This is a genomic window from Frankia sp. R82 (assembly GCF_023716925.1).
GTDB lineage: Bacteria > Actinomycetota > Actinomycetes > Frankiales > Frankiaceae > Frankia.
Genome location: NZ_JAMQQG010000243.1, coordinates 1 through 6,857, shown reverse-complemented (window position 1 = coordinate 6,857; position 6,857 = coordinate 1). Strand labels below are relative to the sequence as shown.

Sequence of the window (6,857 nt, the reverse complement as noted above, 5' to 3'; positions counted from 1 at the left end):
CGCCTTCGACGGGCGACTCACCGCTGGCCGCAAGTAGTCCGATTCACCACAGTTACACCATTACCTGGACAGACCCGACGGGTAGGGCCCGGCAGTTGCGGGTGAGCAGCAAGTCGGCCTACCAGCGGAGGCGACAGTGGCGGGCCGGCGGCGCGAGGGCGCTGGTGACGCCTTCGGTGCCGCCGTTGCTGTAGGGCAGGGTGAGCGCGTTGTTCACGGCGTCCCGGTCGAGGTCGCGGCCGCGGGTGTAGGCGTGCAGGTGGGGCAGGTCGGCGGTCTGGGCGGTGGTGATCCAGGCGGTGAGGCGGTCGTCGTTGCCGTCGGCTGGGTCGAGCAGCGCGGCGAACTCGCGGACCAGGCTCGCGAGAGTGGTCATCTCGGGGCAGGTGGCGGTGAGCTGGTCGAGCCGGTCGCGCCGGGGGTCGGTGAGGGCATGGGGCCTGGTGAGCAGGAACCGGGTCAGGGCGCGTGGGGACATCGCCGGCTGGTCGCCGTCGAGCCGGCCGGAGTTGATGTAGCGGACGAGCAGGTTGTGGCTGCCTGTGTAGCCCTGCTGTCGGATCTCGCGGAGCAGGCGTAGGAGCGGGACGGCGGGTTGTTCGGCCCGGCGGCCCCGCAGGTAGTCGCGGTAGGGATCGACCAGTGTCGGGCGGAACGCCGGGGCGCGGATCAGCCGGTCGGGCTCGGGGGCGCGGGCGTAGCGCTTGACCGTGTTCAGGGAGAGGTTGAGCCTTCGCGCGCAGTCGAGCAGGCCCACACCCTGGTCGAGCAGGTCATGAACCTGCGCCCAGCGCTGCTGGGTGGTCTGGGCGCGGGGCCCCTCGGTCGGCAGCGGGCCGGCCTTCGCCCAGGCGCTGTGCGCGGCGACCTCCTGACGGACCGCCTCGGCGAGGTTGCCACAGATGCCACTGGTCTCCCACCTGCCGGGGGCCTGGCAGGACACGGCGGACAGCCTCGGCGTAGGCACCCGAACCGTCCCGGCAGACGACCTCAACTCCGGGATGGGCGCGCAGCCAGGCCTCCAGGACGTCGGCGCCGCGGCCAGCCACGACGTCGACGCGGCGGCGGGTCTCGGCGTCGATCAGGATCGTGGCGTAGCGGTGGCGGCGGCGCAACGCGAAGTCGTCCACGCCCAAGACCCGCGGGACCTGCATCGGTGGGAGTGGAAGGCGCAGCAGGCAGCGCAGCGCGGTGTCCCGTGACAGCCGCACCGACAACGCGCCCAGGACCCGGGCCCCGGCGCGGCCCGCGAGTTCCCGGACCACCGCGCCGACCTGGGCCGAAAGCCGCACAGTGCGCCGCCGGTAACGCTCCAGCGCACCCGGAACGTCCGCAGACAGCCCCGGGTCGGGCACTCGAGCCGACGGACCCGCACGGCCAGCAGCACACGGCGCGCATCCAGAGCCACATCAGCTGGCGTCCGCACGTGGTAGCCGTGCACCCGCGTGGTCAGCTCGCCGCACCGTGGGCACGCGACCGGCCCGTCCGGGGTCCGCGCCGCGACCCGGATCCGGTCACCCTCGTCCGCAACATCCTCCACGACCAGCGGCGCCAACCCCGAGAACAACAGCGCCACTAGGCAATCCACACCAATAATGACAGATCTGACATAGCAGGTCACATCAGTCACCACCGGATGTGCGGCAGAGCCGAGTGTCGGACAGTCCCCACTCCCGCTGGCGGACGCGCCGCTTGAGCGCGGCGTTCTCCTCGGCGAGGCGTTGGGCGGTGCCCTCGGTGCACTGGGCTCGAAGGTCTCGGAGTTGACCCAGGAGGATGCCGATCCGTTCCCGTTGGGTTGTCGATCTCGGCGTAGGCGGCCTGGATGGCGTCCTCGGCGTTGAGAGCCCCGCTGGTGCCAGGATGCTTCGACCGGCGCGTCGTGTGCTGCCTGGGTTCGGCGTCGATGGTCGCCGCTGGCAGCGATCGCGGTGGTCACGAACTTCTGGGCGTCGGTGTGTTGGTAACGGAAGGTGCGCGACCCCCAGGCCCGCGGCGCGACGAGCGGGTATGTGAGCGGAATCCGCTCGCAACACAGGATGATTTGTCGTATTTACGCAGTCAGAGTGGAATGGGGAATGGCCCCCTTCTCTGCGTTCTTGCAGCTAGACCACGGCGTTGATGGCACCATTGATCTGTTTGCCACGACAATCCGGGAGATCCAGAGGCAGATGGACAGGGCAGAAAGAGAACGGCTGAGCACTGCTGTCGAGGAGGTAAGTGGCTGGTTGGCGCAGGCCCAGCGCCTGCTCGCCGAGCGTTCAAGAATTGCCGAGGAGGCGAGTGCCGCCGGCGAGGAACTGCGTCGTGCCGCTATCGACGTTCCTCGTGACGGCGCGACAGTCTGGCGAGTCCTCCCCCTACGAAACGCGGACGAAAGCCTGATCCGTGCCCTCGCGCGGCGCTCGCATCTCCCCGACCTCACCCAGTTGGACGCCGAGGACATCCAGGACCTCGTCACCGACGTCCCCGGCATTATCGGCGACGCGCGGGTCCTGCTCAGCGCCCGTCGATTCTTTAGCCGACCCACACGACGCAGTGCCGCTGCGGAAGCCGGCGCTCTCCTGATCCGTTACCGAGACCAGGCAGTCGAGACCGACCTGCCCGGTCTTCTGGCCAGTTTGACGCCGAACCCCGACAGCGTCCGTGGGATGAGCGTGGCGGACGCACTGGATCCTGGGATCGGGCTCGCCGAACACCTCGGCGCTCCCGACTCCGGAGGTCTCGAACTCCTCGACGGCCATGTCGTCGCCGGGCTCGGCCAGGCGATCACCATGATCGACCAGGCCCTGCAGACAGAAACGGCTCACCGGGCCGCCGCGATCCAGGCGGGTAACCAGGTCCGAGAGGCCGAGACCCGCGGCCTGCTCGCCACGATGCCCGTCGATCGGCTCCGGGAGGTGACCCGGGATCGGCTGCGCGTCGGCCTGCTGAGCGACGCTGGCATCACGACCGTGCAGGCGGTGCTCGACCGCGGGCGCGCGCTGGAAGGTGTGTCCGGTATCGGGTCGACCCTGGCGGCCAGGCTCCTGGGCGCCGCGCAGACAATGCACCAGACGACATACAACGAGACGCCGGTCCGTATCGACATCAGGCGCCGGACGCCGGAAGCGACCCGGTTACTGCGCCAGCTCGGCGCCTGGGACGCGATCCGCAGGCTGCGTAACGCGGCCTGGGACCTGGCGCGCGCCCAGGAACTGGCGCCGCTCGCACAGGCGCTTGACCGCCATCCTGAACGACTGGCCGTGGTCCCTCTCGCCGGGCTGTCCGCAGAGGAGTTCCTGACCGGCGTCACCTCGGTCCTGCGCCGTGCGGCCTCGGTCAGCGACGTCCAACCGGGTCAAGTACCAGCTGCCGACCCGTGGGAGGACTTCCTCGCCCGGCCCGCCGACTACTTCGGCATGCTGACCGAGCTCGGAGTCGCACCCGGAGACGAGAACAGGATCCATGGCGACCTGCCCGAGCAGATCGTCGCCTCCGTCCGCGCGATGTCCCTCAACACCGAGCACCTCACCGTCGGGACACTGCGCGGCTATCAGAGCTTCGGCGCCCGGTTCGCGCTGGCCCGACGCAAGGTCATCATCGGTGACGAGATGGGACTGGGCAAGACTGTCGAGGCCCTCGCCGTGCTCGCCCACCTTCGCGCACACGGCCACCGTCACACAATCGTGGTCTGTCCCGCCGCGGTGGTTACGAACTGGACCCGGGAAATCTTGGGCAAGTCGACGCTGGGCCCCCATCGCGTCCACGGACCGAGGCGCGACGCAGCCGTGGACGACTGGCGGCGCGACGGCGGCGTCGCCGTGACCACCTACGAGACCCTGCGCTGGCTACTGCCCCAGCTCCACGACGTCGAACTGGGCTGCGTGGTCGTTGACGAGGCCCATTACGTCAAGAACCCGGACGCACAGAGATCGCAGCTGGCGGCGCTCCTTCTGGAGATGTCCGATCGTGCCGTGCTGCTGACCGGCACTCCGCTGGAGAACCGTCTCGACGAGTTCGTCGCTCTCGTGCGCTACGTGCAGCCCAGGCTCGTGATCGAGACCAGCGGCCTGTCCCCCCGGAGGTTCCGCGCACAGGTGGCCCCGGCCTATCTGCGCCGCAACCAGGCGGACGTGCTCCCCGAACTGCCCCCGCTCGTCGAGGTCGACGAGGTGCTCCCGATGTCCGACGAGGATCTCGCCGTTTACCAGGAGGCGGTGCGAGACGGCAACTTCATGGCCATGAGGCGGGCCGCGATGATCCAGGGGCGCGACTCGGAGAAGTTCGGCCGGCTGATGGAGATCGTCGCTGAGGCGGTGGCCAACGGACGACGGGTGCTCGTCTTCTCCTTCTTCCTCGACGTCCTGGATCAAGTCAAGCAGGAACTACCTGGCCTGGTCTTCGGCCCGCTCACCGGCAAGACGCCGGTCGCGCAACGTCAACCTCTGTTGGACGAGTTCTCCGCCGCCGCCGGCGGAGCAGTACTCATCGCGTCGATCCTTGCCGTCGGGATGGGGCTCAACCTCCAGGCCGCATCCGTCGTCATCCTGTGCGAACCACAGCTCAAGCCCTCCACCGAGGAGCACGCCATCAGGCGCGCCCAACGAATGGGGCAGCTCGAGTCCGTCCAGGTCTATCGGCTGCTGTCCGAGGAGGGCGTCGACCAGAGGATCCGCGAGCTCCTCGCACGCAAAGGGTCCATCTTCGACGACTTCGCCCGGGTCAGCGCCACCGCCGACAGCACCCCGGAAGCAGTCGACGTGTCCGAGAACAAGCTGGTCTACGACATCATCGTCGCGGCCGAGCGCGCGCGGCTGTTCGCTGAGCCGGCAGCCCAGGCGGCTGACGACCCGACCGCAGGCTGACATGCCTGGCGCCGCGCGACTGGGTCCCTGCGCCAATCCAATCGAGACACGGCTGGGCGCGGGTCGGCTACAGGGTGTGTTCGCGGGGGATCTCTTGCGGACAGGGGGATCTGCTCGCGATTTCCATCAGGCTGGGCCGGTCGAATGAGATGATGATTCGCTGTGCGGAGTAGCCGAAACGCGCATGGCCGTGGTCGCGACGACGTCGAGATGACGGTGCGTAAATTTCTCTCGGGGCTCGCCTTCATCGCGCGGGACGTGTGGCGGCCTACGCCCAGGTCAGATCTCTATCTGGACTGCGACGTCTGTGGCGGTGCCACGCCGCACTCCAGCTATCGGCGAATCCTCTCTGCGACCAGGGAGAATCCGACGCTTGTCGCCGCGCCACCGGAGCCTGTCTGCGCGGTCTGTCGCAACGCGCATTCTCGCATCCTCGGCGACGAACCGCCCTGCGACACGGCCATTGTGTGCGCCGGCCAGCGGCGGCGCCGCTGGCGCTCGGGTAGATCCCAGCGGCCGTGCCGCGCGCAGTTCACCGTGCCCGCGTCCGCGCCAACTGTGATCTGCCCGTGGTGCAGCACCCAGCAGGACGGGCCAGCCACGCGCGGTGATCGCCTCACGTAGCTTGACGTACACGAACACGCCGACACCTCCTTTGTCGCCGCATTCAAGAAAGACCGGTACAGTTGTCCCTGCCAGAGCCGCCGCCGTTCCTTACCCGCGGCGCACGGCCGGGTGTTCCAGGCGTGGTCCCAGCATACGTTCCCGCGAGGGGTGGATCTGGGCGAGCAGGCCACGCAGCCGATTGCTGGTGCGGGTCAGTCGACGGGTGCGGGTCGGCCGGTAAGTGGTCCCCGGGGCGTTCCTCCTCATGTCGGCGCGGTTCACCGGTTGAAAGCTGGGGCTACGAAACAGCTGGTAGATGTTCGGGTGCCGGGGGCCACGGGATCGCTGTCGGCCTGATCGGTCTCCGCTGCGGAATCAAGCCGAGTGTTCGGGTCAATTCGTAGCTGTGCGACAAGAGCGCGTGCTGTGCCGGCGCCTACATGAAGGTGTTTGCGGAGGGTTTCAGCGGAGATCGGGCGGCGATGAGCCTGCCAATGGTGGGCGTCCTCGACGCGGGCCCGTTCGAGAAGCTCCCGATCGGATGCACGCCCTCGCCGTGCGCGACGGCTGGTTTGGGTCGCTTCCCGTGGGCGCGCCATCAGGTGACCTGCCACCAAGGGGTCCGGCTGCCCGGCATGACCTGCTGCAGCGACAGGTTGGTGCAGGATCACTCGCGCGGGAATCCGCTCCCCGCTGCTCCCGGTGAGCTGAAGGGCTTGAAGGAGTTCCGGCCCGATGTGGGACCAGCCGATGAGTAAGCAGCAGCCGACGGCGTCGAACGCGGCGCGGCCGTAGTGGCCTTCGATGATCAGTTCTGCGGTGTTCAAGGCGAGGGTGACGAGACTGCAGAAGATCAGGAGGTGCTGCGCGGGTCGGATCTGCTCCCGACTGGTAGCAGCAAGAGCCAGCTGGCGGGTCGCAACGAGCAGAGCGACAACCGAAAGATCAACTGCGGGGGCGACCAGTGGAGCGATGTAGGCGGGAACGCCGAGCCGGATGCCCAGGGCCCACACATTGCCGAGCCCGAACAGGAAGCTCAACGCGACGACGCTGGCAATCAGCATGGTGACTGCTCGAAGAGCGAACGGGGGGCTCCCTTGGCCGACGGGTGGACTGAAGGGTGCGTCGTTCATCGGCCGGCCCCCGTCTGGCCTGCGAGAATGAGGTCACCAGACAGGATGACCGGTGGTGGGGTAATGGTTCGAGTCGCCCCTCGGACACTCTTGTTCGTACATGATCGCTTGAGGCTGGGCCTCGGCGATCACTCGGTGGGCTCCTGGCTGGTGGGTGAGCTGTAGGCCGAGCTGGGTGTAGATCTCTGCTTTGTCTGAAGCTGCCCCGGTTTCGTTCACAGGTAGGGCTTTGAACGGTTAGGCGGCTTTATCGTACTCCTGGAAGCGGGTT

General features: G+C 68.2%; 2 protein-coding genes and 1 pseudogene. 1 reads left to right on the top strand and 2 read right to left on the bottom strand.

Translation table 11 applies throughout. The features are described 5' to 3' along the window. Positions 1-118 precede the first annotated feature (118 nt). A pseudogene (locus ND747_RS19420) lies at positions 119-1,597 on the bottom strand (ISL3 family transposase). 574 nt (positions 1,598-2,171) lie between these two features. Between ND747_RS19420 and ND747_RS19415 the strand changes: the two are divergent. Further along, positions 2,172-4,847 (top strand): DEAD/DEAH box helicase, encoded by a 2,676-nt coding sequence (locus ND747_RS19415; RefSeq protein WP_251735213.1) that lies wholly within the window; start codon positions 2,172-2,174, stop codon positions 4,845-4,847. An 884-nt stretch (positions 4,848-5,731) separates the two neighbouring features. Here the strand turns inward: ND747_RS19415 and ND747_RS19410 are convergent. Next, positions 5,732-6,517 carry a hypothetical protein gene (locus tag ND747_RS19410; RefSeq protein ID WP_251735212.1) on the bottom strand — a complete coding sequence of 262 codons (786 nt, stop codon included), beginning with the start codon at positions 6,515-6,517 and terminating at the stop codon, positions 5,732-5,734. Positions 6,518-6,857: the final 340 nt, after the last annotated feature.

What these genes read in the sequence shown, in the direction of transcription:
- ND747_RS19415 (WP_251735213.1), top strand. Translation starts at nt 2,172, where the DNA reads ATGGACAGGGCAGAAAGAGAACGGCTGAGCACTGCTGTCGAGGAGGTA.
- ND747_RS19410 (WP_251735212.1), bottom strand. Translation starts at nt 6,517, where the DNA reads ATGCTGATTGCCAGCGTCGTCGCGTTGAGCTTCCTGTTCGGGCTCGGC.